Consider the following 22,408-nt stretch of genomic DNA (forward strand, 5'->3'; position numbering starts at 1 on the left):
CATGAGCCTTAGCATTCACGAACTCAGCCCCGGCCAGGAGATCGGCAGCCGCACCATTGAGGTCACCCGTACCGATTTGGTCAAATACGCCGGCGCTTCCGGGGACTTCAACCCCATCCACTGGAACGAGGCCTTCGCCACCAGCGTGGAACTGCCGGGCGTGATCGCGCACGGCATGTTCACCATGGGCTCAGCCGTGCAGCTCGTGACCGACTGGGCCGGTGACCCGGGCGCCATCGTGGACTTCCAGACCCGCTTCACCAAGCCGGTCCTGGTGGCCGACACCACCGGGACCGACGCACCCGGCGCCACCATCGAAGTCAGCGGAATCATCGGAAAGCTCGACGCCGAAGCCAACACGGCGCGCATCGACCTCACTGTCGTGTCCGGAGGCCAAAAGGTCCTGATGAAGGCCCAGGCCCTCATCAAGCTGTCCTAAGCTGCACCTTTTGACCACTCCTGCAGGAACCACCGCAACCGCCGCCCAGGTCACCGCCTGGCGCAACGCCGTCGTGGTGGCCTACGGCGCCAGCGGCCTTGCCTTTGCCTCCTGGGTATCCCGGCTGCCGGCCATCCGGGACTCGCTGGGCCTTACCCCGGGCACCGTCGGCGCCATCCTGCTCTGCATGACGCTGGGGTCCTTTGCCTCCGTCTCCGTCTCCGGACTGATCGTGCTGCGGCTCGGATCCAAGCAGACCATCCGCGCCGGCAGCATCATGGTGGGGGTCGGCCTGCTGACCGCGGGTTTTGGCACAACCGTGCTGTCAAACCCGGTGGCAACAGCGGCCGGCCTGGCCATCATCGGCCTTGGCACAGGTAGCTGGAACACGGCCTCCAATGTGGAGGGCGCCGCAGTTGAACGCGCGGTGGGCAGGCACATCATGCCGCGGCTGCATGGCGCCTTCAGCCTGGGAACCGTGGCCGGCGCGGGGCTGGGTGCGCTGGCCGCGGCCGTGTCCCTGCCTGTGTTCTGGCACCTCGGAGCTGCAGGGGCGGTGGTGGCGGTGTCGGTGGCGACGGCGGCATCCTGGTTCCGTGCCGACGTGACCCCGGTGGCAGGGGAGCGCAGCTACTCCCCGGACAACTTTGAGGACCCCACCACCGGGCCCATCCCCGTGATTGCTGCCGGGACAACAACAGAGGCGCCACTGGACAACAAGCGGAAGATCGCCCAGGCCTGGCGGGACCGCAGGACCCTGCTGCTGGGGGTCCTGGTGCTGGGCCTTGCCTTGGCTGAAGGTGCGGCGGGGGACTGGGTGGCCTTGGCGCTGGCGGACGGCCACGGGCAAAGTGATGCCGCGGGTGCCGCTGGTTACGGCCTCTTTGTCACCTTCATGACCATCGGGCGCTTTGCCGGGACGGTGCTGCTGGACAGGTTCGGCAGGGTCCCGGTGATGCGCTGGTGCGCTGCCATGGCCGTTCTGGGACTGGGCGTCTTCGTCTTTGCACCGGTGCCATGGCTTGCGTACGTGGGGCTCGCGTTATGGGGCCTGGGAGCATCCCTCGGCTTCCCGGTGGGCATGTCCGCTGCAGCCGACGATCCTGCCAAGGCCGCGGCCAGGGTCTCGGTGGTGTCCACCATCGGCTACGGGGCGTTCCTGTGCGGGCCGCCGCTGCTGGGCCTGCTGGCCGAGCACGTGGGTATCCTGCATTCGCTGCTGGCCGTCATGGTGATGCTGGCGGTGAGCTTCGTGCTGTCCCCGGTGGCCCGGAAGCTGGCCTAGTTACTGGGCTGTACTGCGCCTCCACAGTAACTTTTCAAGTAACGTGGACAGGTGACTTCCACGCTGCTTTCCTCCCTGACCACCTCCGCCGTCGGCGGCCCTGCCGGCAAGTTCGTCGAGGCCCGGACCGAGGCTGAGATCATCGACGCCGTGCGCTCCGCGGATGCCGCCGGGGAACAGGTCCTGATCATCAGTGGAGGATCCAACCTCCTGGTGTCCGACGACGGGTTCCCCGGGACCGTCATCAGGATCGCGTCTGAAGGGTTCACGGTCAACGCCGAAGACTCGTGCGGGGGAGTGGCTGTGGTGGTGCAAGCCGGCCACAACTGGGACAAGCTGGTGGAGCACGCGGTACGCCACGCCTGGTCCGGTATCGAGGCATTGTCCGGCATTCCCGGTTCAACGGGCGCGACGCCGGTCCAGAACGTGGGTGCCTACGGCTCGGAAGTCTCGCAGACCATCGCCGCGGTCCGCACGTGGGACCGTGAGCGGAACGCCGTGCAGACCTTCACCAACTCGGAGCTGAAGTTCGGCTACCGGGACTCCATCCTCAAGCAGACCACCGTCAACGGCTCGCCGCGGTACGTGGTGCTCACCGCGGAATTCCAGTTGCCGCTGGGCCGGATGAGCGCCCCTATCCGTTACGCCGAGCTGGCACGGGCCCTCAACGTGGAAGTGGGCAAGCGTGCCTACGCCAACGACGTGCGGCGCGAAGTGCTCCGGCTGCGCGCGTCCAAGGGAATGGTGTGGGATTCTTCCGACCGGGATACCTATTCCACGGGATCGTTCTTCACCAACCCCATCGTGACGGCTGAGGTGGCGGACAAGCTGCCCGAAACCGCGCCCCGCTATCCCGCTGGCCAGGACGGCCTGGTGAAGCTTTCGGCAGCGTGGCTCATCGACCAGGCAGGCTTCGGCAAGGGATTCGGGCTGGACCAGGACGGAGTCGCCGGCGGCCGGGCGTCGCTGTCCACCAAGCACACGCTGGCCATTACCAACCGCGGCTCAGCCAGCGCCGCCGACATGGTTGCTGTCGCTCGGGAGGTGCGTGCCGGCGTCGAACGCCAGTTCGGCATTTCGCTGCACCCGGAGCCGCTGCTCATCGGCCTCGGACTCTAGCCGCTCCCGGCTGTAACCCGGCCTAGGATGGGCGCATGGCTGCACAAGCTGTTCTGCGCGACCGAAGGGTGATGGGGCGGCTGAGGCTCGCCTCCCAGCGGCTCGCCGGGACTGCCGGCACCTCGGTGCCGGAGCTGGTGCGGTGGATGACCGCCATGCAGGCACAGGACCTGCCCGCCGCACTGTGGGCAGTGGGTGCCCGCGTACCGGGTACGGGAATTACCGATGTGCGGGCCGCCATCAATGCCGGGACGGTGGTGCGGTCCTGGCCTATGCGCGGAACACTGCATTTGGTGGCTCCCGGGGACTTGCGCTGGATGCTGGACCTCACCGCGGAGCGGCTTACCAAGAGCATCGCGGGGCGCCACCGGCAGCTTGAGATCACCTGGGCGGACATCGAGAAGGCCCGCGACCTGGCCCTGGACCGCATTCTCGCGGACGGCCCCATTAGCCGCGCCGCACTGTTCAAAGTGTTCGACGCCGGTGGCCAGCCGACGCAGGGCCAGCGGGGCATCCATCTCCTTGGTGCGCTGTGCCGGCACGGGTGGCTGGTGCTGGGGCCGCTGGCCGGCAACCAGCAGCTGATCGCTGCTTTCGACAACTGGATTCCGGCATCCCGGGCCATGAAGCGTGGGGAGGCGGTTGCCGAGTTCCTGCTGCGCTATGTCCGGAGCCACGGGCCTGCCACGCTCCACGACTTTGCCTGGTGGACACGGCTGCCGCTGACCGAGGTGCGTGCAGCGTTGGAGAACATCCGCCACGAGCTTGTGGAGCTGGAGTTGGAGGGCGCCAGCTACTGGCTGTCCCCGCAGGTGGCGGCCCTTCTGGACTCCGGCGTGCCAGGTGCACGGTCTGTCCACCTGCTGCCCGGTTTCGACGAATTCATCCTCGGCTATACGGACCGGACGCTCGTCCTGGATCCTGGGCACTCCGACCTGATCGTGCCCGGCGGGAACGGCGTCTTCAAGAAGACGGTGGTTGCGGCGGGGCAGGTAATTGGCACCTGGGCGCTGCATGGCACGGGGCCGGGCGCCGGCGTCGTACCCGAACTCTTTGGCGATGTGAGGCCCTTGAACGCAGAGGCCCAGGCAGCTCTTGCCAAGGCGGGCCAGCGCTACACGACGTTCCTGGCCAATTGACCTCAACCGGCCCTGCCCCGCACGACCGGCCCTGCCCCGCACGACCGGTGCCGGGCAACAACGCTTATGCGGGAACGGGCCGCTCCTGCCGTTGGCCGTCCACATAGCGGTGCCCGGCAGTTTCGCCGCGCATGGCCGGAAGCGACCCTTGAGCGATGAGATCCGTTGCCGCGCGTGCCTTGGTTTACGACCGCTGGCCTGAAGGAGCTGTTGCGTCCACCCGTCAGTTGGCGGCGGCCGGGTTGGAAGACCGAGTGGTGACGGCGGCTGTCAGGAGCGGTGACCTGCTCCGGTTGCGGCGGGGAGCCTATGTCCGCAGTGCGCAGTGGAATGCCCTCAAGCCGTGGGACAGGGACCAGTTGCGCGTCATGGCGCACTTCGAGTCGACCGGCGGCGGTGCCCGCTACAGCCACGTGAGTGCGGCTGTCCTGCACGGCTGCCCCGTCTGGGGGAGTGGGTCGCTGGTCCACGTGACAACGCAGTATTCCAACTCGAGATCCAGCGCGGGCAACGACGTCCGGGCCCACCGGTTCCCGCTCACCGGAAGCGAGCTGGCTTCCTTGTGGACACCTGACGGCCGGGAGATCCTGACCACCTCGATGGAAAGAACAGTCCTGGACTGCGCCCGGATCCTGCCCCTCGACAAGGCAGCCATTATCGGTGACCGCGCGCTCCGCAAAGGCGCGTCCGTGGCCAGCATGCGGCGGTTGCTGGACGAAAGCCCTACGGTTCGCGGTGGCAGGCGTGCCGCGGACCTGCTCAATGTCCTGGATGCACGGTCTGAGTCCGCAGGTGAGACCCGGACCAGGTTGCTGCTCCGCTCCTTCGGCTTGGGCGCCTTCCAGCCGCAGGTTGAAATCATGACGTCCCGGGGCCTTTTCAGGGCAGACTTCGCCGATCCTGAGTCCCGCGTGATCGTAGAATTCGACGGCGATGCCAAGTACACGGACTACAAGCCCACGCGGGACGTGTTGCTCGCCGAGCGCCGGCGTGAGAACGCGCTGCAGGAGCTGGGCTGGGCGGTATTCCGGATCAACTGGCAGCAGCTCGATCGGCCGGGCGAGCTCCGCTACAGGCTGGTCGCATTTCTGGACACACAAAAGCGGCCCCGACCCGCATGACCGGTGCAGGGCAGCAGCGGTTATGCGGGCGGGGCCGCCTGTCAGGCAGCTGCGGGGGCTACAGGTTGCCGGTGGCGATGTTGAGCATGCGGCGCAGCGGCTCGGCGGCGCCCCAGAGGAGCTGGTCGCCCACGGTGAAGGCGCTGATGTACTGCGGGCCCATTTCCATCTTGCGGATGCGGCCCACCGGGATGTCCAGGGTGCCGGAGGCGGCCACCGGAGTCAGCTCCGCCATCGAGGCTTCCTTGGTGTTGGGAACAACCTTGGCCCACTGGTTGTCCCCGTCCAGGAGCTTCTCGATCTCGGCGACGGAGAGGTCCTCGCGCAGCTTGAGCGTCAGGGCCTGGGAATGGGAACGCATGGCGCCGATTCGGACGCACAGGCCGTCCATGACCACATGGTTTTCCTCGGAGGTGCCCAGGATCTTGTTGGTTTCAACCCCGGCCTTCCACTCTTCCTTGGACTGCCCGTTGCCCAGGTCCGCGTCGATCCAGGGGATGAGGGAGCCGGCCAGGGGCACGCCGAACTGGGTGGCGTCGATGTCGGTGCGCTGGTGGGCCAGGACCTTGCGGTCGATGTCCAGGATGGCCGACGCGGGGTCGTCCAGTTCCGTGCTGACCTCGGCGTTGAGCGTGCCGAACTGGCTGAGCAGCTCGCGCATGTGCCGGGCACCGCCGCCGGAGGCTGCCTGGTAGGTCATGGAGGTTCCCCACTCGACCAGGCCGTTCTTGAACAGGCCGCCGAGGCCCATGAGCATGCAGGAGACGGTGCAGTTGCCGCCGATGAAGTCCTTGGTGCCGTTGACCAGGCCCTTGTCGATGACATCGCGGTTGATGGGGTCCAGCACGATGATGGAATCATCGTTCATGCGCAGGGTGGACGCGGCGTCGATCCAGAGGCCGTCCCAGCCGCGGCTGCGCAGCTCGCCGTGGACCTGCTTGGTGTAGTCGCCGCCCTGCGCCGTGACGATAATGGGCAGCTTGGCCAGGGTGTCGAGGTCGAACGCGTTCTCGAGCTTGCCGGCGCCGTCAGCGAACGACGGCGCGGCACCTCCCGCGTTGGAGGTGGAGAAGAACACCGGGTTGATGTTGGCGAAGTCGCCCTCGTCCTGCATGCGCTGCATCAGGACGGAACCGACCATGCCGCGCCATCCGACCAGGCCGACGGAAGGGGTAGCTGCTGTAGTCATTGGTCCAGTTTAGACTTCGCGTCCGGTAGGGCGCAGTCGGTTACGTCACGCCGGGCGCCGGGGTCCCGTTACAAAGTACGACGGCGTCAGGCAAGTTTTCGCTAACAGCTGCCGCTACCAGTCCGGCCTGCTTGAGCGGCGGGTAGGAGGCTCAAGGGTTTTCCCGGCCGCCTTCCGGAGGCGTGCAGCCTTGCGCTCCTTGAAGTAGTAAGCCCATGACGTCGGCACAATCCAAAGCCCGAAGGCGATGGCGAACACGATTTGGCCCCAATTGGGTTCCTCTGTGCCGTCCAAAAACAGTTTAACGAGGAGCGCAGCCACTACTGCGATGATCACTGTGATCAGGATGCTGAGGAAAAGCAAGCCGCCGGCAGAGTTGACGGGCTTGACGGCACTGCCGGTTGAGCCCTTGTAAACGCCGTACTCTTCGGTGGTCAGTCCCTGCTTAGCGGCCTCCAGCTCCACCTGCTGCCCGTAGTAACCCTTCCGGCGGCCCGGTTCTGTTGGTCCAGGAACGGCGTCGTCCATTAATTTCCACTTCCGTTCTTAGTCGTTTGGGTGAGCAGCCGGGCGGTCCCTGGTTGGGCGCCAGGGAGCCCGGACTGCTAAGTGGCTGGCGCGTCCCCAGGAAACGGACGAGTGCTATCAGGGAAGTTTTCGCGGGTGATGAGAATGTAGCTTCTGTACGGCAGGATCGATCTCCCTAGGTGACTCGCGCTTCATCGGGAAGCCGTGAGCGGTCGGAGCCTGTGCGGAGAATCACTGATTGACATGTCCTGCTCCAGGTTCCGGTGCATTGCGTTCCTTGCGCAGCTTCTTGGCTCGGTACTCGTCCCTTGCCAAGCCAAAGGTGAACCAAGCCCCGAAGCCACCCAAGCCGATTGCGAACAGCGCGCCCCATTCGGGGGTCGTGCCCTGCCTGAACGAGGCGAGGAACAGCACCATCGAGCCAACGAAAATGAGCCCCAGAAAGGCGGACACAATTCCCATACCCCACCAACTTCGGACCTGGGCCTGGCCCCGGCCCGGAGAAAAACCGATCTCGTCCCCGGGATAGCTGTGCAGTTCACCCGTACTTGTCCTGCGCAGAACGCGCTTCTCACCCCGTGCGAGCGCTGCCTTGTGCTCGGCATATACTTCGTCGTTGCGGCGTTCACGGTCTCGGTCGAAGGTCACAGTCAGTCCTTACGAATGGCGCGGATCTGATCAAGAAGGAAAGCCTCATTGACGTCCTTGGTTTCGGCAATGTTCTCTTGCCTGGGGTCGGCCGTGCCGGTTGTCCATGTTCCGTGGCCACCCTTCTTCACGTAAAGGGTCTGTCCGGTGGGATCCTCCCGGCGGCGAATAGTGGCGCCGCCCTCTGGGTTGCTTTCCAGGTGTTGCTTGATGACCATGAGGTTGGCCTCGGCTCCGGTAACGTCCGGTCGCTGAGCCATTGCCCACCACGTGAAGTAGGCGCGGGGCTGGAACAGCAGATGGATGTCATCATTTTCCATGAAGACCACGCTGTCGCCCCCTTCGGCCGTCAGTAGCGAAATCTCAATGCGACGGATGGCGGACGAGAGCAGGGCAGCGACGGCGGCAGTGGGGCCTGATACGGACAGGAGCCCGTCATTTTCGGCTTTGGCCAGGCCTCGTGCCACCAGTGACGACGCGCCCGCGCTCACCATGTCCGTATTGTTCAGATAGCCGTCCACCCTCAGTGCTTCAGCGCTGTGGACCGAGGCGTCCCCGCGCTGGAGGCTTGCAAGGGTAACCATCTCGGCAAAGCCATATCCGATCGCATCGGGGATGGTGGCGGCTTCCGTCGTTATCTCAGTCATCGTCGATACCTCTCGTTGTGGGCTCAAAATCCAAAGAAGTCACCGACTTTTTCGGCGGCGTCCCCAGCGCCTTCCCAGACTTCCTTGGCACCGTCAGCGATGGACCCGCCGATGGCATTGACGGTTTCCTTGACTATCGGCACGTTGTCATAAATAGCCAACGCTCCGGATGCAACCATTGCGACGGTCCCAACGGGTGGTGGGATGAAGCCGGCCGCGCCGAGACCCGCCTTGACCAACGAATACCAGGCTTCGCCGTTGTCGTCGGGGTTTCCGTTGGCGAAGTTGTTAACAGCGTCGAGGGCATCAAGGCCAGCCCCTATTCCGCCCAAGGCCTTACCGCCGAACTCGAAGAATTTGGCCGCCTTGCCGCCCTCGGCGAGGTTCAGGGCCGTGTCCCACCTGCCGTCGAACAACTCGGAAGAGGTGTTGAAATACTGGCTCAGCATGTTTGAGTCCTGGAATGCCTTCGCCACATTTCGGAAGTCCTTGGAAAACAAGAACTCGGCCACGCTGTCTGCCTTGCTGATGAAATGGGGGAGATCGAACAACCCTGCACGCAGGTTCGGCAGGGCTTTGGTCAGACCATAAATGTCCCAGCCGTCGCGGAACGGCGAATCCGGATTAGTGAGCCAGTCCGGTCCCCAGGGACCGCTGCCGTCCTGCCCCGTTAGCGGCTGGCGGGGGCCGTTGTTGCCGGCGGGTGAACCGGCGCCGGGTCCGCCACCGGAGCCCGAGCCGCTGGTACTCGCCTTCTCCTGCTCATCGGCGTTTTTGAGCAGTACTTTCGATTCCTGCTGCAGCCGCGAGACAGTCTGTTGCAGGAGCGTGCGGTGGCTGGTGTTCCAGTCAGAGCGGAACCGCTGGGCGTCTGCGCCCTTCCAAGCCGGGTTGTTGTTGATCTGGCTGCTCAGCTGCGTCGACTGCTGCTGCAGCAGGTCCGCCGTCTTGCTGAACTGCTGCGCGAGGGTCCGCAGTTGCTCGACGTCGGCGCCCCACAAAGTTCCTGCCACCAGGATTCCCCCCAATATTCATCCAGCAGCCCCCAGAGTGCTGCGTGCCCCAGCCTAGGCCAGGACCGGGCCGCCCGCGATGGGGTGGCCTCCCCATGCGACCCGTCAGCGGGCCGCAGCTAACCCTGGTCCGACTGCTCCAGCACCGCTGCCTTCCGCGCGCGGAGCGCGAAGAACGCCCCGAAGGTGAACACCTGCGTGACCACTACGAGCACGATGGCTCCGGCGATCTTGTTGCCGCCCAGGATCATGGTGAGCCCCACGATTGCGGAGAGCAGCGCGAGCAGGGGCAGCAGCATGTAGCCCAGGACGAACAGGGTTTCCGGTTTCTTCAGCATGTTCCTAGCCCTCGGTCCGTGACCATTTGGTGAAGCGGTAGCGCGTGCCGTTGGCGGCCGTCAGCCACCCGTCAGGCGGGACGGAGGCGGATGCCTCCCAGCTGGGGCCGAGCTCGGGAGCGAACGTGTCGCCGTCGGCCTTCACGTCGATGGTGGTGACCACCGCAACGTTGGCGAGCTCGGTGGACTGTCGGAAGACCTCACCGCCGCCCAGGATCCAGACGGTTTCGCCGCCGTCGACAAACTGCGACTCAAGGAGCGCGTCATCCAGGGAAGGAACCACGACGGCGCCCTCCGCCTCAGGCGTGCTGGCCCAGCCTGCTTGCCGGGTGATGACGATATTTGTGCGCCCGGGCAGCGGGCGGTACATGTCCGGGAACGAAAGCCAGGTCTTGCGGCCCATGATGACGGGGTGCCCGGTGGTGAGGCGGGTGAAGTGCTTGAGGTCCTCAGGCAGGTGCCACGGCATGTCCCCGTCCTTGCCGATCACACCATCGGAGGTCTGCGCCCACACCAGCCCCACGCCGGTGATCGAGGCGGCCAGTTCCTCGGTGAAGGACTGCGGGTCAGTGAAGTTTCCGGTGCTCATACGGCGATCGGTGCCTTAATCGTAGGGTGGTGCTGGTAGCCGATCACTTCGAAGTCCTCCAGCGTGTAGTCGAAGATCGACGCCGGCTTGCGGGTGATCTTCAGCTGCGGGTACTCATACGGCTCACGCTCCAGCTGCTTGAGCACCTGGTCCATGTGGTTCTCGTAGATGTGCACGTCACCGCCCGTCCAGACGAACTCGCCGGGCTCAAGCCCCACCTGCTGCGCAACCATGCAGGTGAGCAGCGCGTAGGAAGCGATGTTGAAGGGGACACCGAGGAACATGTCCGCGGAACGCTGGTAGAGCTGGCAGGACAGCTTGCCGTTGGCCACGTAGAACTGGAAGAACGCGTGGCAGGGCGGCAGCGCCATGTCGTTGAGCTCAGAGACATTCCACGCGGATACGATGTGCCGGCGCGAGTCCGGGTTCGACCTCAAGTTCTCGATGAGCTCGGCGATCTGGTCGATGTGGCCGCCGTCGGGGGTGGGCCAGCTGCGCCACTGCACGCCGTAGACCGGCCCCAGGTCGCCGTCCTCATCCGCCCATTCGTTCCAAATGGTGACGCCCTGGTCCGTCATCCACTTGATGTTGGTCTCCCCGCGCAGGAACCACAGGAGTTCAACCGCCACGGACTTGAAGTGGACCCGCTTGGTGGTGATCAGCGGGAAGCTACTGGAGAGGTCAAAGCGGATCTGGCGGCCGAAAACACTGGTGGTTCCGGTGCCCGTGCGGTCCGATTTATGGGTGCCGTTGGCCAGGACATCGCGCAGGAGGTCTTCATAAGGCGTTGGGGTGCTCACGCCTCAAGTCTACTGGGACCGCTCCTTAGTCATCGAAAGGCTTGAGCTGTTCCACGGCGACCACGCGCCTGCTCCCGCTGTTGGCCACGTGGCAGACCACCACTTCGCCCGGCGACAAAAACGGCTCGTGCGCAGGCAGCAGCTTCGCCAGCTGGGACGGCATGTGGGTGCCCACTTGCTTGAGCACGGTGGGCAGGGCGGGCCGGTGCGTGCAGACCACCACGGCCCGCTGCTTGTCGAAGAGGGCCTCGATCACGGCAGCTGTCTTTTTGGGGCTGCGCTGGTGTTTGTGTTCGGTCAGGCCCTCCGCCAGCTTGACTTTGGCTCCGGTGGACCGTGCGTAGGGGGCAACGGTGGCAACACAGCGCAGCCACGGGCTGGTGACCACTCGCATGGGCTGCCAGACCTGCAGCAGCCGGCCGACGGCCTGAGCCTGCCGGGTCCCGGTGGCCGCGAGTGGACGCTCGCCCTCGGCCTTGCTCCAGGAGGCCCGCGGCTTGGCCTTGGCGTGGCGCAGCACCAGCAGGGGCCACGTGTCCAGCGTTCCCCGTTCGTGCGCGTCGCGCAGGTATTCAAGGGGTGCGACGTCGGAGGGGTTGGACAGCAGGCGGGCAGCCTTCTCGGGGGCGCACCACATGACGCTGTCAACTTCCTTGCCATCGGGCACCAGGCCGTTGCCATTGACCTTGACGGCCCAATAGTGGACCTTCTTCAGGCCCGAGGCCACGTGGTAATGGATGGGCGGCAGTGGTATGCCCAGCGGCGCGGTTAGCCCTATTTCCTCCCGCACCTCACGGACGGCGCATTCAGGAACCGTCTCGCCGGCGTCGATCTTTCCCTTGGGCCATGACCAGTCGTCATAGCGGGGCCGGTGGATCAGCAGGACTTCGAGACGGTCCTTGTTGACCCGCCAGGGGATGGCTCCCGCAGCGGTAACCGCTACGGGTTCCCCCGGATGGTCAGTCTGGTCGGCTACGAGTGCATCGCTCGACAACGCGGCTGCCTATCGCCGGCTCAGGCTGCGCTGCCGCGGCCGGGATGCCAACAGCCAGGACTGGACGTCTTCAAGCGGTTTTCCGTCCTCGGACAGGTGGTGCCGCGTCCAGTGGCCCTCGTTGTCCAGGTGCCAGCTGGAAGTTTCCGGGTCCATGTAGCGGCGCATGAGGTCCAGGACGTACGTGATGTCGTCAGCACTGGCCAGCTGGACCAGGGCCTCCACCCGGCGGTCCAGGTTACGGTGCATCATGTCTGCGGAGCCGATATACACCACTGGATCCCCGCCGTTGGCGAAGGCAAAAACACGTGAGTGCTCCAGGAAGCGCCCAAGAATGGAGCGGACCGTGATGTTGTCGCTGAGGCCGGGAACTCCGGGGCGCAGCGAGCAGATGCCGCGGACCACAACATCCACCCTCACCCCGGCCTGGGACGCGCGGTACAGGGAGTCGATAATGGCCTCGTCCACCATTGAGTTGACCTTGATCTGCACGTGCCCAGGGACTCCGGCCCGGGCATTGCGGATCTCCGTCTCGATCCTGTCAATGAGCCCCGACCGGACGGAACGTGGCGCCACCAGCAGCCGCTTGAACGTGGACTTGGGGGCGTAGCCGGAAAGCTGGTTGAACAGCTTGGAGAGATCCTCGCCCACCTGCTCGTTGGCGGTCAGCAGGCCCAGGTCCTCGTAGTACCGGGCCGTGCGCGGGTGGTAGTTGCCGGTGCCGATGTGGCAGTAGCGGCGCAGGCCGTCCACTTCCTGGCGGACCACCAGTGAGAGCTTGCAGTGTGTCTTCAGGCCCACGATGCCGTAGACCACGTGCACGCCGGCCTGCTCCAGCTTGCGGGCCCAGGAGATGTTGGCCTGCTCGTCGAACCGTGCCTTGATTTCCACCAGCGCCAGGACCTGCTTGCCGGCCTCCGCAGCGTCGATCAGCGCGTCAACGATGGGGGAGTCACCGGAGGTGCGGTACAGGGTCTGCTTGATGGCCTGGACCTTGGGGTCCGCGGCGGCCTGTTCCAGGAACGCCTGCACCGACGTGGAGAACGAGTCATACGGGTGGTGCAGCAGGATGTCGCGGCGGCGCATCGCGGCGAAGACGTTCGCGGCCTTGGCGGTCTCGGACTCGTTCAGGTACCGGGAGGTGTGCGGGACGTGCTTGGGGTAGTGCAGGTCCGCCCGGTCGATGCCCGCGATGACCGACAGGCCCCGGAGGTCGAGCGGGGCCGGAACCGAGTACACCTCGGATTCCTCCACTCCCAGCTCGCGGATCAGCAGGGCCCGGATGTTGGGGTTGATGTCGTTGGTGACTTCGAGCCGGACCGGCGGCCCGAACCGGCGGCGCAGCAGTTCCTTCTCGAGGGCCTGCAGGAGGTTTTCGGCGTCGTCCTCCTCCACCTCCACGTCCTCGTTGCGGGTGACGCGGAACGTGTGGTGCTCCAGGACCTCCATGCCCGGGAACAGCTTGTCCAGGTGGACGGCGATGACTTCCTCGAGCGCGATGAACCGGGCCACGCGGCCCGGCACTGCACCGGCGCGGGGCCCGTCGATGGAGATCAGCCGTGGAAGCTGGTCCGGGACCTTGACACGGGCAAAGAGTTCCTTGTCGCTGACAGGGTTGCGGACCACCACGGCGAGGTTCAGGGACAGGCCCGAGATGTACGGGAAGGGGTGGGCCGGGTCAACAGCAAGGGGAGTGAGGATGGGGAAGACTTTTTCGGCGAACATCGCGCTCAGCTGCTGCTGGGCGGTGTCGTCCAGTTCATCCCACTGCATGAGGTGGATGTGCTCGTAGGCCAGGGCCGGGCGGATCTGGTCGGCATAGACCTGCGCGTGCCGCTCCTGAAGCTGGTGGGCTTCCTCGCTGATGCTTTCAAGGACCTCAACAGGGCTCAGCCCGGCCGGCGAGGGGACGGCGAGTCCTGTGGCGATGCGGCGCTTGAGGCCCGCTACACGGACCATGAAGAACTCGTCAAGGTTGGACGCGAAGATGGACAGGAAGTTGACGCGTTCCAGCAGGTGCAGGGTGGGGTCCTCGGCCAGCTCCAGCACGCGGGAGTTGAAGGCGAGCCAGCTCAGCTCGCGGTCCAGGAACCGGTCCGGCCTGATGTCCCCTTCCGGCTGCAGGTTGGGGGCGAACTCGGGAATGTCGATGCGGTCCTGCGTAGCCCTGGATGCCGGTACTTCGGAGGAGCCGAAGCGCGCCCGCACGGGCACCGCAACATCCTGGGACGTGGCTGTTCCGGACGGTTCCGGGTTCATGGCAACTCCTTTTGCTGGCGCTTTGGTGCCGGCGCTTCCGCCCCGCGCGGTTCCCTTTCAACCTTACAAGCAATCAGTGGGGCCACAGCCCTCGATTTACGTGGTGGCAGCGTTTGTTGAGGCCGTCCTGTTCACCCTGCTGCAGGGCCGTACATGACGTCCATGTCCCAACGGGTGAAGCCCAGCCGCCGGTACAGGGCCACCGCAGCGCTGTTGTCGGCATCGACGTAGAGCATGACGGCGGTCAACCCGGAGTCGCGGAGGTGCCTGATGCCGGCGAGCGTCAGTGCCTTGCCGAGCCCCATGCCCTGCGCGGCCGGCGTTACCCCCACCACGTACACCTCGCCGATGGGCGGATGGGCGCCATGCCCCGGATGGACCTTGGTCCAGTGGTAGCCCAGAAGGCGGCCGCCCCGGTCTTCCGCCAGGAAGAACCCGGCAGGATCAAACCAGTCCTCGGCCATGCGCGCCTCGAGGTCCGCCCGTGTCAGGTGTCCCTGCTCCGGGTGGTGCGCGAACGCCTCCCGGTTGGCAGCCAGCCAGGCATCCTCATCCCTGCCGGGCACGAAGGTGCGGATGGCCACGCCGTCCGGAAGGCCGGCGTCGGGCAGGTCCGCGCCCGCCGTCGTCATCCTCATCTTCCATAGCTCACGCACCGGCTTGTACCCGTAGCGGGCGGCCAGGTCAGCGGCTGCCTCGTGGTTTCCATGGGACCAGGCCTTCAGCCCATCAAAGCCCCGGATTTCCTTGAGCGCGCCCACCAGGCGGTCGGCGACGCCCTGGTTCCGGTAGGAGGGGTGGACGGCGATTTCGAGGACGCCGTTGCCGTCCGGCTCCTCAACCACCACGGCGAAACCCGCCAGATCCTGGCCGGTGGCGGGATCGGAGTCCTCGTCCGGCGCGTACAGGGCCAGGGTCAGCAGGCTGTGCTCCGCGGAGTCCCCGGAACGCATGGTCACCAGGGTCTGTTCGGAAATTGACGGGTTGCCGTCCGATTCCTCTGCCGCGGCCAGGAGCACGCGGCAGTCCGTCAGGAGTTGTTGGTCAACTCCGCCCCGGACGGCATGGACGGGCCACTTCTGCGGATGCGCTGGAGTCATGTGCCAAGGCTATACGTCGCCGGGGGCAGGCCGGCCTTCAGGCCTCGGTAAGTTCGTCTTCCTGCTGCCGGACCAGGGTGAGCCGGTAGCCCACGTTCCTGACTGTGCTGATGAGGTTTTCGTGGTCCGCGCCGAGCTTGGCGCGCAACCGCCGCACATGGACATCCACTGTGCGCGTGCCGCCGTAGTAGTCGTAGCCCCACACTTCGGTCAGCAGCTGCTGGCGGGTGAAGACCCGGCCGGGGTGCTGGGCCAGGTACTTCAGGAGCTCGAACTCCTTGAACGTCAGGTTCAGGGGCGCTCCGTTGACCCGGGCGGTATAGCTTGCTTCGTCGATGATGACGCCCGCGGCACGGATCTCGCTGGGTGCGTCCTCCTGTTCGGGTACCGCGCGGGCAACAGACAGCCGGATGCGGGCCTCCACCTCGGCCGGTCCGGCGGAATCAAGGACGATGTCGTCAACGGCCCAGGCCGAGGAAACCGCAGCCATGCCGCCTTCGGTCAGGATCAGGACAAGCGGGGCGCTGAGGCCCGTGGCTTTCAGGAGCTGGGTGAGGGAGCGGGCACCCACCAGGTCCTTGCGGGCATCCAGGAGGACGATGTCGCACGGGTCCGTTTCCAGGAGGGCCGTGGGTTCAGCGGGGAGGATATGGACGCGGTGGTTCAGCAATTCGAGGGCAGGCAGGATGTCCACCGAAGAACCGGTGCTGTTGGTCAGTAACAGGATGTGCGACATTGTTCCTCCAAGGGCCGTCCGCGCATCATTGGGCGACTGAACCGGATTCTCACCGGCCGGTACGGGCTTCCTGCAGGAGGTTTCGGTCCGTCAGCACGCCGCCGGCCAGCCACCTCAGCAGGGAGCGTAGCTGAACCTTGAGTATACCCGGAGGGCCCCTTGGGACCACAGATCCGCGCCATCGGAAGGCACGTTTTGCGACATATCCGGGTCACATAAGGCAGGATTGAACCAGGGCGGACCAGCCCTGCCATGAGGGGGCGGACCAGCCTTCCGGCCGATGCCAGGATGGGAAAACAGCGCAGTGAGTGCACCGACGAAGCACAGGCCGGACCCCGCATGACCGCGGAACTGCAGGCACCCGTGCGTTCGCTCGGTTCCTGGACCATCGGCGTCGTGGGAATAGCAGGCCTCATTGCCATTGTCGCCGGTGTCTATGCGTCGCCGGTGGCCCTGGCCGCGGTGGGCATCGCCATTGCCGCCGCCGTGGGGATCGGCTGGCCGCATTTCCTGCGCATCCCGGCCAAGAAAACCCTTGCCGCCGTCATTGCCCTGCCGGGTGCCGCCGCGGCGGTTGCCGCAGCCGTGGTGCCCGCGCCGGGATACCTGGACTGGACGCCGGCGTTTGTTGCCCTGGGAATGATGGCTGTCTTCGTGGTGCAGCTGATCCGCGGAACAGGCCAGGCGCAGCGGCTGGAGTCCACCCTTGGCTGCTGCGCCGGCGTATTGCTGTCCTGCCTCGGCGCGGGCTGGATTGCCGGTGCGCGGTTCAACGGTGTGCGCGAGATGCTGCTGGTGGCTGCGATCAGCGCCGCGGTCGCCGTGCTCGCCGGGCTTATCCGCTGGCCGGACAGCATCGTTGCGCCGCTGGGAGTTGTGCTTGCCGGCCTGGCCGGTCCACTTGCCGGGCTGGTCCTGTCGGACATCGCTGTCCTTCCGGCCGCCGTCTTTGGCATCGTGGTGGGCGCGGTACTGGCGAGCTTCCGCAGGCTTGCCACGCTCCGCGGGGCGCCGCTGAACATTCTTGCCGCCCTTAGCATGGGCCTTGCCCCGGTTTCGGCCGTGGGATCCCTCGCGTACTTCATAGACAAACTACTCATCTACTAACGGGTTAGGATGGCACCATGTCCGTACTTGCTTTTGAAATCTTCTTCCTTGTCCTGCTCGGCATCGCGAGCGTATCCATGGCCTGGTTCGCCGGGTTCGTGGTTTACCGCCTCTTCAAGGGCCAGAAGTAACCAGCCCTATTCCAGGACCAGCCGTATCTGGAGGTAATGGCAATGCCCATTGAGATTCCAACAGATCTGACCCCCGAACTCGTCCCCCTCTCGTGGCTCATCGGTGAGTGGGAGGGCCGCGGCCGGCTGGGCAGCGGCGACGAGGACTCGGAACACTTCCTGCAGCACGTGTCCTTCACCCATAACGGCCTGCCGTACCTCCAGTACCGCGCCGAAAGTTGGCTGACTGACGACCAAGGTGTCCGCCTGCGCCCGCTCACGGTTGAGACGGGCTTCTGGGCGCTGGAGCGCAAGCAGTTGGACGCCGACGGCGGGCCAGGCCTGGTGCCTGCGGACATCGTGCCGGTGTTGAAGAGCGCCGACGAGGTTGAGGCGCTGCGCAACAAGGACGGCGGCTTCGATATCTCGGTGTCCATCGCGCACCCCGGCGGAATCACCGAGCTGTACTACGGCCAGATCAAGGGCCCGCAGATCCAGCTGACCACCGACATGGTGATGCGCGGCAGCCACTCCAAGGAGTACAGCGCAGCCACCCGGATCTTCGGCCTGGTGGACGGCAACCTCTTGTGGCGGTGGGACGTGGCCACGGGAGGAGAAGCCGGCAAAGGCCTCGAAGCCCACGCGTCCGCCTTCCTGCACCGGGTTTCCTGACCAAAACGAGGGTTTCCTGACCCACACAAAAGGGGAGCGGCAACGTGGAAGACGGCACCGGGGAATCGGCAGCAGCGCCGGGTGGTTACAGCGACCTCAAGGCTGTCTTCTTTAACGGCACCCTGAAGAAGTCGCCCCAGACTTCCAACACGGACGGGCTGATCCGCATCAGCCGCCAGATCATGGAAAAGCAGGGCGTCACCACCACTGTGATCCGCACGGTGGACCACGACATCGCCAGTGGCGTCTACCCGGACATGACACAGTACGGCTGGGCCACCGACGAATGGCCGCGGCTTTACCCCGCGGTGCAGGAAGCCGACATTGTGGTGGTTGCCGGGCCCATCTGGCTGGGTGACAACTCTTCCCAGACCAAGAAGCTGATCGAACGCCTCTATGCACATTCCGGTGAGCTCAACAGCAAAGGCCAGTGGGCGTTCTACCCCAAGGTCGGCGGTTGCCTGATCACCGGGAACGAGGACGGGATCAAGCACTGTGCCATGAACGTCCTGTACAGCCTGCAGCACATCGGCTTCAGCATTCCCCCGCAGGCCGACGCCGGGTGGATCGGCCCGGTCGGCCCGGGCCCGAGTTACCTGGACGAAGGCTCCGGCGGGCCGGAGAGCGACTTCACCAACCGGAACACGACGTTCATGACGTGGAACCTCCTGCACCTGGCCAGGATCCTCAAGAACGCCGGCGGCTACCCGTCCTACGGAAACCTGCCCAAGGAGTGGTCGGCAGGAACCCGCTTCGATTTCGAAAATCCGGAATACCGCTGACCTTCAAGGACTTCTACTTCATATGACTACGCCCAGCCCTTTGTTGTCGCGCCCCGGCGCCGTCGAGGCCGCCGGCCCTGACGCCGGTGTCGCCGCCCACTACGGCGAGCCGCTGCGTGAGCAGCGCGCACTCGCTGCCGGAACCGCCGTCGTAGATCTTTCCCACCGCGGCGTGGTCACCGTCACCGGGCCGGACCGGCTGAGCTGGCTCAACACTTTGTCGTCCCAGCAGGTGGCTGGGTTGAAGCCGGCCGAGTCCAGTGAACTGCTGCTCCTGAGCGTCCAGGGCCGCATCGACTTTGATGCCCGGGTGGTTGACGACGGCGGGACCACCTGGCTGATCGTGGAGGCCGCCGAAGCCGCGCCGCTGGCAGAGTACCTGAACCGGATGAAGTTCATGCTTCGGGTGGAAATCGCCGACGTCTCCGCGGACTGGGCCGTGGTGGGCAGCACCCGCGCGGTTCCCGAATGGTCCGGCCACCTTGCCTGGCAGGATCCGTGGCCCCACGTTTCGGCGGGCGGATATTCCTACGCCACCGTCCCGGAGGAAAACCATCCAGGACTTGAACGGCCCTGGTTCGAGTACCTCATCCCCGCCGGAGAGCTGGAGGACGCCGTTGCCGGCCACACACTGGCCGGCGTGCTCGCGGCCGAAGCCCTTCGCGTCGCCGCCTGGCGTCCGCGCATCGGCGCCGAAACGGACGACAAGACGATCCCGCACGAACTGGACCTGCTGCGCACCGCCGTGCACCTGGCCAAGGGCTGCTACAAGGGGCAGGAAACCATTGCCCGGGTGCACAACCTCGGCCACCCGCCGCGCCGGCTGGTGTTCCTGCAGCTGGACGGCTCCCAGCACACGCTCCCGGCCGCCGGCAGCCCGGTGATGGTGGGGGAGCGGAAGGCGGGCACGGTGACATCCGTGGCGCAGCACTACGAGATGGGACCCGTCGCGCTGGCGGTCATAAAGCGTTCCGTTGCCCCGGATGAAATACTGACCGTCCTGGACGGCGACGAGCCGTACCCCGCTGCCCAGGAACTCATTGTCGCCCCCGACGCCGGCCAGGTAGTGGGGCGCCAGACCGGATTCCTGAGGGGGCCACGCTGATGACCGAGAACACCACGCCCGTCCACGCTGGCGCGCAGCCCGTGGAAGCGCACGACGACGACGCGCTGGCTTTGGCGCACGCGCTCTTCCAGGCTGCGCGCGAAGGAAACAGCGCACTGCTGGGTGCGTACCTGGACGCCGGCGCTCCGGCCACCATGACGAACGCCGCCGGGGACTCCCTGCTCATGCTGGCTGCATACCACGGCCACGCCGGTACCGCTGAGCTGCTCCTGCAGCACGGCGCCGACGCAAACACCGCCAACGACCGGGGCCAGACCCCGCTCGCCGGAGCGGCATTCAAGGGTTACACGGATGTGGCCCGGGTCCTGTTGGATGCTGGGGCGGACCCCGACGCCGGTGCGCCCTCCGCACGGGCTGCGGCGCAAATGTTCGCCCGCGCGGAGATCCTGGACCTGCTGGGCTAGCGCTGCCCGGGCTCCGCCCCGGCACCAACACAACTCCAGAAGGATGGCAGAGTGGAAAACGTAGAAAAGCCGTGGCCGGCACTGTGGTCCCTGGTGATCGGGTTCTTCATGATCCTGATCGACAGCACCATCGTTTCGGTGGCGAATCCCCGGATCATGGAAGGCCTGCACGCTGACATCAACTCGGTGATCTGGGTGACCAGTGCGTACCTGCTGGCCTACGCCGTTCCGCTGCTCATAACCGGACGCCTTGGAGACAGGTTCGGACCGAGGAGGCTTTATCTCCTGGGCCTGGTGGTGTTCACGCTAGCGTCCCTCTGGTGCGGCCTTGCCCAAAACGTCGAAACCCTCATCACGGCCCGCGTGGTCCAGGGGCTCGGCGCGGCCGTCATGACGCCCCAGACCATGGCGGTCATTACCCGCATCTTCCCGCCGGACCGACGCGGCTCCGCCATGGCAATCTGGGGTGCCACTGCCGGCATGGCCACCCTGGTGGGCCCCATCCTGGGCGGTGTCCTGGTGGACGGACTCGGCTGGGAGTGGATCTTCTTCATCAACGTTCCCGTGGGCGTTGTTGGCTTCGTCATGGCGCTGCGTAACGTCCCGGCGTTGAGCACCCACCCGCACCGGTTCGATATCCCCGGCGTGCTGCTGAGCGCCGTCGGGCTGTTCCTGCTGGTCTTCGGCATCCAGGAAGGCGAGACGTACAACTGGGGCACCATCACCGGACCCATCAGCGTGTGGGGCCTGATTGTCGCCGGCCTTGTTGTCCTCGCCGCTTTCGTGGCCTGGCAGCGGTTCAACAAGGGTGAACCGCTGCTGCCGCTGGGGCTGTTCCGGGACCGGAACTTCTCCCTCGCCAACCTGGGCATCACCATGGTGGGGTTCACCGTGACGTCCTTCGGCCTGCCGCTGATCTTCTACTACCAGCTGGTCCGCGGCCTCACGCCCACCCAGTCCGCACTACTGATGGTCCCCATGGCCCTGATCTCGGGCGGCATGGCACCCGTGGTGGGAAAGATCGTGGACCGGGTCAACCCGAAATACCTCGCCGCCTCCGGCCTGGTATTGATGGCCGTCGCCCTGGTCTGGAACGGCCTGCTGATGCAGCCGGACACGCCCATCCTGCTGTTCCTGCTGCCCAGCGCCGTCCTGGGCTTCGCCAACGCCGGCATCTGGGCGCCCCTAAGCACCACCGCGACCAGGAACCTGCCGCCGCGCCAGGCAGGGGCCGGTTCGGGCGTCTACAACACCACGCGCCAGATCGGGGCCGTCCTGGGCAGCGCCGCAATTGCCGTCCTCATCCAGTCCCGGCTCGCCGCCGAACTTCCGTCCGGCGGCCCGGCGGCATCGGCCGGTGGGGGAATGGCGATGGGCGGCACGCTGCCGGAGTTCCTGAAGGCAGGGTTCTCAACGGCGATGGCGCAGTCCATCCTGATGCCCGCTGCTGTGGTGCTGGCCGGCGCGGCGGTGGCCCTGTTCTTCGCCAAGCCCAAACCGGTCCAGGACTGGAGCGCCGCTGCCGGTACAGGTGCCTCAGCGAAGGTGGACGCTGGTCTGGATTCCGCCGGCTGAAAGGCCCAGTTTCCGGGCCAGGGCCAGGCAGCCGGTGTTGCTGACGTCGGCACGCCACTGCAGGGTCAGCCCGGCGGCGAGTGCCTCGTGCGCCGCGATGGAGCCGGCCAGTGAGCCCAGGCCGCGCCGCCGCCACTCAGGATCCACCAGCACACCCATGTTGCCCAACAGACCCTCCCATTCCCCGTAGGCCCCGCAGGCCAGGGGAACACGCCTGCCGTCCAGTTCGTGCACGATGGTGTAGCGGTTTTCCAGGTCGGAGAGCCCCACTTCGTTGACATCATCCGGCGGGCAACGGCCCTCCAGCTCAATGGCCTCGGGATTCCCGTGCGAAACGGTCAGCTCCTCGGACGGCTGCTGGAGCGGCAGGTCGTCGGCGAAGAACAGGGCGGAAGCCCCCAGTCCGTGGCCGCCGCGTTCCCTGGTGAGCTTCAGGAGGGTCACATGCTGGGCCATTTCCTCATCCGGGATGCCGGCCGCGGCATCGATCACGCTCTGCGGGCCCACCAGCGCGGAACTTCCGAATATCCGCACGAACTCGACTGTGCGGCATGATTCGTCGGCACGGACAATCCGTTCGCCGGAAGCCAAGGCGTCTCCGAAAGCATCGTCGTCAAGGCCAAGACGGCGGGCCCACGCAAGCTGGATGATGGCGGCGGAGCCGGGATCGAGTGTCATGCTCCCAGCC

General features: G+C 65.9%; 24 protein-coding genes. 11 read left to right on the plus strand and 13 right to left on the minus strand.

Translation table 11 applies throughout. The annotated features are described in order from the left end of the window. Position 1 precedes the first annotated feature (1 nt). The 5 genes from VXJ37_RS02185 (at position 2) to VXJ37_RS02205 (ending at position 5,103) form a co-directional block, all read left to right on the plus strand. Positions 2-439 (plus strand): MaoC family dehydratase, encoded by a 438-nt coding sequence (locus VXJ37_RS02185; protein WP_331321428.1) that lies wholly within the window; start codon positions 2-4, stop codon positions 437-439. A 10-nt stretch (positions 440-449) separates the two neighbouring features. Then, positions 450-1,724, plus strand: a complete 1,275-nt coding sequence (locus VXJ37_RS02190) for an MFS transporter (RefSeq protein WP_331321429.1) — start codon at positions 450-452, stop codon at positions 1,722-1,724. A 51-nt stretch (positions 1,725-1,775) separates the two neighbouring features. After that, on the plus strand, positions 1,776-2,843 hold the full coding sequence (locus VXJ37_RS02195) for a UDP-N-acetylmuramate dehydrogenase (protein WP_331321430.1): 1,068 nt from the start codon (positions 1,776-1,778) through the stop codon (positions 2,841-2,843). 35 nt (positions 2,844-2,878) lie between these two features. After that, positions 2,879-3,982 (plus strand): winged helix DNA-binding domain-containing protein, encoded by a 1,104-nt coding sequence (locus VXJ37_RS02200; protein WP_331321431.1) that lies wholly within the window; start codon positions 2,879-2,881, stop codon positions 3,980-3,982. A 155-nt stretch (positions 3,983-4,137) separates the two neighbouring features. Then, positions 4,138-5,103 (plus strand): type IV toxin-antitoxin system AbiEi family antitoxin domain-containing protein, encoded by a 966-nt coding sequence (locus VXJ37_RS02205; protein WP_331321432.1) that lies wholly within the window; start codon positions 4,138-4,140, stop codon positions 5,101-5,103. A 58-nt stretch (positions 5,104-5,161) separates the two neighbouring features. Here the strand turns inward: VXJ37_RS02205 and asd are convergent, their stop codons facing one another. From asd to VXJ37_RS02265, 12 genes are all read right to left on the minus strand, one after another. Next, positions 5,162-6,292, minus strand: coding sequence for an aspartate-semialdehyde dehydrogenase (gene asd / locus VXJ37_RS02210; protein ID WP_331321433.1), 1,131 nt, complete (start codon positions 6,290-6,292; stop codon positions 5,162-5,164). Positions 6,293-6,406: 114 nt separating this feature from the next. Beyond that, positions 6,407-6,820: a hypothetical protein gene (locus tag VXJ37_RS02215; protein WP_331321434.1), complete on the minus strand. Its 414-nt coding sequence runs from the start codon at positions 6,818-6,820 to the stop codon at positions 6,407-6,409. A gap of 231 nt (positions 6,821-7,051) precedes the next feature. Then, positions 7,052-7,468, minus strand: a complete 417-nt coding sequence (locus VXJ37_RS02220; RefSeq protein WP_331321435.1) for a hypothetical protein — start codon at positions 7,466-7,468, stop codon at positions 7,052-7,054. A gap of 2 nt (positions 7,469-7,470) precedes the next feature. After that, a complete protein-coding gene (locus VXJ37_RS02225) occupies positions 7,471-8,115 on the minus strand; it encodes a hypothetical protein (RefSeq protein WP_331321436.1) in 645 nt (214 codons plus the stop codon). 23 nt (positions 8,116-8,138) lie between these two features. Further along, positions 8,139-9,128 (minus strand): hypothetical protein, encoded by a 990-nt coding sequence (locus VXJ37_RS02230; RefSeq protein ID WP_331321437.1) that lies wholly within the window; start codon positions 9,126-9,128, stop codon positions 8,139-8,141. Positions 9,129-9,247: 119 nt separating this feature from the next. Beyond that, complete coding sequence (locus VXJ37_RS02235; RefSeq protein ID WP_141159734.1) at positions 9,248-9,466, minus strand: NF038396 family protein; 219 nt, start codon at positions 9,464-9,466, stop codon at positions 9,248-9,250. A 4-nt stretch (positions 9,467-9,470) separates the two neighbouring features. Then, the gene (locus tag VXJ37_RS02240; protein ID WP_331321438.1) at positions 9,471-10,055 is read right to left on the minus strand and encodes a dihydrofolate reductase; all 585 of its coding nucleotides are present in this window, start codon (positions 10,053-10,055) and stop codon (positions 9,471-9,473) included. Then, positions 10,052-10,855, minus strand: coding sequence for a thymidylate synthase (locus VXJ37_RS02245; protein WP_331321439.1), 804 nt, complete (start codon positions 10,853-10,855; stop codon positions 10,052-10,054). The genes VXJ37_RS02240 and VXJ37_RS02245 overlap by 4 nt, the downstream gene beginning before the upstream one ends. Positions 10,856-10,880: 25 nt before the next feature. After that, positions 10,881-11,849 carry an NUDIX hydrolase gene (locus tag VXJ37_RS02250; protein WP_331321440.1) on the minus strand — a complete coding sequence of 323 codons (969 nt, stop codon included), beginning with the start codon at positions 11,847-11,849 and terminating at the stop codon, positions 10,881-10,883. A gap of 9 nt (positions 11,850-11,858) precedes the next feature. Further along, positions 11,859-14,108 carry an RNA degradosome polyphosphate kinase gene (locus VXJ37_RS02255; protein ID WP_331321441.1) on the minus strand — a complete coding sequence of 750 codons (2,250 nt, stop codon included), beginning with the start codon at positions 14,106-14,108 and terminating at the stop codon, positions 11,859-11,861. A 131-nt stretch (positions 14,109-14,239) separates the two neighbouring features. After that, a complete protein-coding gene (gene mshD / locus VXJ37_RS02260) occupies positions 14,240-15,208 on the minus strand; it encodes a mycothiol synthase (RefSeq protein ID WP_331321442.1) in 969 nt (322 codons plus the stop codon). A gap of 37 nt (positions 15,209-15,245) precedes the next feature. Next, positions 15,246-15,944, minus strand: coding sequence for a winged helix-turn-helix transcriptional regulator (locus VXJ37_RS02265; protein WP_018769102.1), 699 nt, complete (start codon positions 15,942-15,944; stop codon positions 15,246-15,248). Positions 15,945-16,283: 339 nt separating this feature from the next. Here VXJ37_RS02265 and VXJ37_RS02270 point away from each other — a divergent pair, with 339 nt between their 5' ends. The 6 genes from VXJ37_RS02270 (at position 16,284) to VXJ37_RS02295 (ending at position 21,720) form a co-directional block, all read left to right on the plus strand. Next, positions 16,284-17,051: a permease gene (locus tag VXJ37_RS02270; protein ID WP_331321443.1), complete on the plus strand. Its 768-nt coding sequence runs from the start codon at positions 16,284-16,286 to the stop codon at positions 17,049-17,051. Between the two features lie 173 nt (positions 17,052-17,224). Next, entirely contained in the window at positions 17,225-17,833 is a 609-nt protein-coding gene (locus VXJ37_RS02275; protein WP_141942722.1) for an FABP family protein, read from the plus strand. Between the two features lie 44 nt (positions 17,834-17,877). Further along, positions 17,878-18,615: a flavodoxin family protein gene (locus VXJ37_RS02280; protein ID WP_331321444.1), complete on the plus strand. Its 738-nt coding sequence runs from the start codon at positions 17,878-17,880 to the stop codon at positions 18,613-18,615. Positions 18,616-18,637: 22 nt separating this feature from the next. After that, positions 18,638-19,720 (plus strand): CAF17-like 4Fe-4S cluster assembly/insertion protein YgfZ, encoded by a 1,083-nt coding sequence (ygfZ, locus tag VXJ37_RS02285; protein ID WP_331321445.1) that lies wholly within the window; start codon positions 18,638-18,640, stop codon positions 19,718-19,720. Then, positions 19,720-20,145, plus strand: a complete 426-nt coding sequence (locus tag VXJ37_RS02290) for an ankyrin repeat domain-containing protein (protein ID WP_331321446.1) — start codon at positions 19,720-19,722, stop codon at positions 20,143-20,145. Before ygfZ ends, VXJ37_RS02290 begins: the two co-directional genes overlap by 1 nt. 51 nt (positions 20,146-20,196) lie before the next feature. Beyond that, entirely contained in the window at positions 20,197-21,720 is a 1,524-nt protein-coding gene (locus tag VXJ37_RS02295) for a DHA2 family efflux MFS transporter permease subunit (RefSeq protein ID WP_331321447.1), read from the plus strand. On the opposite strand, the gene VXJ37_RS02300 is transcribed toward VXJ37_RS02295, so the two are convergent. Beyond that, entirely contained in the window at positions 21,682-22,398 is a 717-nt protein-coding gene (locus tag VXJ37_RS02300) for a GNAT family N-acetyltransferase (RefSeq protein ID WP_331321448.1), read from the minus strand. The genes VXJ37_RS02295 and VXJ37_RS02300 overlap by 39 nt on opposite strands. Positions 22,399-22,408 lie beyond the last annotated feature (10 nt).

Source organism: Pseudarthrobacter phenanthrenivorans, from assembly GCF_036455295.1.
Taxonomy (GTDB): domain Bacteria; phylum Actinomycetota; class Actinomycetes; order Actinomycetales; family Micrococcaceae; genus Arthrobacter; species Arthrobacter phenanthrenivorans_C.

Coding starts and splice junctions, on each gene's coding strand:
- VXJ37_RS02185 (WP_331321428.1), top strand. CDS start 2: ATGAGCCTTAGCATTCACGAACTCAGCCCCGGCCAGGAGATCGGCAGC.
- VXJ37_RS02200 (WP_331321431.1), top strand. CDS start 2,879: ATGGCTGCACAAGCTGTTCTGCGCGACCGAAGGGTGATGGGGCGGCTG.
- VXJ37_RS02205 (WP_331321432.1), top strand. CDS start 4,138: ATGAGATCCGTTGCCGCGCGTGCCTTGGTTTACGACCGCTGGCCTGAA.
- asd (WP_331321433.1), bottom strand. CDS start 6,292: ATGACTACAGCAGCTACCCCTTCCGTCGGCCTGGTCGGATGGCGCGGC.
- VXJ37_RS02215 (WP_331321434.1), bottom strand. CDS start 6,820: ATGGACGACGCCGTTCCTGGACCAACAGAACCGGGCCGCCGGAAGGGT.
- VXJ37_RS02225 (WP_331321436.1), bottom strand. CDS start 8,115: ATGACTGAGATAACGACGGAAGCCGCCACCATCCCCGATGCGATCGGA.
- VXJ37_RS02235 (WP_141159734.1), bottom strand. CDS start 9,466: ATGCTGAAGAAACCGGAAACCCTGTTCGTCCTGGGCTACATGCTGCTG.
- VXJ37_RS02240 (WP_331321438.1), bottom strand. CDS start 10,055: ATGAGCACCGGAAACTTCACTGACCCGCAGTCCTTCACCGAGGAACTG.
- VXJ37_RS02255 (WP_331321441.1), bottom strand. CDS start 14,108: ATGAACCCGGAACCGTCCGGAACAGCCACGTCCCAGGATGTTGCGGTG.
- mshD (WP_331321442.1), bottom strand. CDS start 15,208: ATGACTCCAGCGCATCCGCAGAAGTGGCCCGTCCATGCCGTCCGGGGC.
- VXJ37_RS02265 (WP_018769102.1), bottom strand. CDS start 15,944: ATGTCGCACATCCTGTTACTGACCAACAGCACCGGTTCTTCGGTGGAC.
- VXJ37_RS02270 (WP_331321443.1), top strand. CDS start 16,284: ATGACCGCGGAACTGCAGGCACCCGTGCGTTCGCTCGGTTCCTGGACC.
- VXJ37_RS02275 (WP_141942722.1), top strand. CDS start 17,225: ATGCCCATTGAGATTCCAACAGATCTGACCCCCGAACTCGTCCCCCTC.
- ygfZ (WP_331321445.1), top strand. CDS start 18,638: ATGACTACGCCCAGCCCTTTGTTGTCGCGCCCCGGCGCCGTCGAGGCC.
- VXJ37_RS02290 (WP_331321446.1), top strand. CDS start 19,720: ATGACCGAGAACACCACGCCCGTCCACGCTGGCGCGCAGCCCGTGGAA.
- VXJ37_RS02300 (WP_331321448.1), bottom strand. CDS start 22,398: ATGACACTCGATCCCGGCTCCGCCGCCATCATCCAGCTTGCGTGGGCC.